This is a genomic window from Halomonas caseinilytica (assembly GCF_001662285.1).
Classification (GTDB): Bacteria; Pseudomonadota; Gammaproteobacteria; order Pseudomonadales; family Halomonadaceae; genus Halomonas; species Halomonas caseinilytica.
Window position 1 is genome coordinate 1 of record NZ_BDEO01000025.1, and the last position, 1,211, is coordinate 1,211.

2 protein-coding genes are annotated in these 1,211 nt (G+C 58.5%); both read left to right on the forward strand.

Annotated elements, in window-relative coordinates:
- A partial coding sequence (locus HSDC_RS16925) for a hypothetical protein (RefSeq protein WP_219810290.1) occupies positions 1-270 on the forward strand: 270 nt, incomplete at its 5' end.
- Positions 271-723: 453 nt separating this feature from the next.
- Positions 724-1,140 (forward strand): site-specific integrase, encoded by a 417-nt coding sequence (locus tag HSDC_RS16280; RefSeq protein ID WP_064700228.1) that lies wholly within the window; start codon positions 724-726, stop codon positions 1,138-1,140.
- Positions 1,141-1,211: the final 71 nt, after the last annotated feature.

A 1,211-nucleotide genomic window follows, 5' to 3' on the forward strand; every position in this document is an offset into this window, starting at 1 on the left:
GCGGCAGCGTTGGATTTGGATAAGAGGCAGGAACTAGACATTATGATGGCAGATGAGCCGTTGGAAAAGGCTAAGCATCGACACGTGGGCGAAGAACAGTTTTTTGTACTTGACCGCCATGGCCGACACATCAACTGCCGAGTCAAGGAACGGCTCCCGAATGGAGAGTACACAGTAGAGCTCCTCAGTGAGAGTATCGAAGGCCGCGAGAAGAGCCTTGACTATATCGGGAAGGAACAAAACATCAGTTGGGAACAGATCAGGTTTTGACAAGTGCAATCCAGCCCATGATGTGATGATCAAATCACGACACAGCCCGCCTCAGCGCGGGCTTTTCTATGTCCGCCCACCGAGGCGGTTTTCTTGTTTCTGGAGGTAGGGGCTATGAGCAAACCTACTAACCCCAATGCAGGTTTCCCAGCTTCTCAGCGTCAGCCGATCGAAAGCGTACGCGCTTAAAGATGTGATCGGATACGTGGAGGTCGGGGGAAACGTCCGGTTTGAGCAAGAGGCTGTGCAGGCATATATTGAGCGATGCAAGCGCAGCCCCATGGAAGGGGAGCAAACACCATGGGAATCACGGTCAGGCGCCGCGCCGCCCGTAACCGGTGGGTTATCACCGAGACGAGTGAGCGTGGCCGACATCAACGAACGTTTAAGACAGCAGAAGAAGCGGAAGAGTACGCCACGAAACGCCGCGCAGAGCTGAACGAAGCGGCTTTCATGGGCGTGATGGGACGCACCCAGCGACGCAGTTTCATGGAGGGGCTGCTGCGCTGGGTCGACGAGTACGATACCGAGAGCCAGGCCGGTAGCATCCGGCAGGTGGCAGCCTGGTTCAACGACAACGCCGAAGGCGTGTTGCTGGGCCACGAGACGGTGGATGCGGCACGCCGGATGCAGAAGACGTTGCGCAAGCAGGGGCTCGGCCAGAGCACGATCAACAATCGCACCCAGGTGGTCAAGCGAGTGCTGGCGCTGGCCTACCGGGAGTGGGATTGGCTGGATCAGCCCCTGGACGCGAAACTGCGCAAGCCAACGCCCAAGAACGAGCGGCACATCTACCTGACACAGGGTGATGTCAGGCGACTGATCGACGAGGCTGCGCCGGATGAGATATGCCAGAGGAGCGCAGAGTGATCGCCCTGGCGGCGTTGACGGGGCTCAGGCGGGGAGAGCTATGGAGCCTTGATCCACCGAACGTGCAGGGT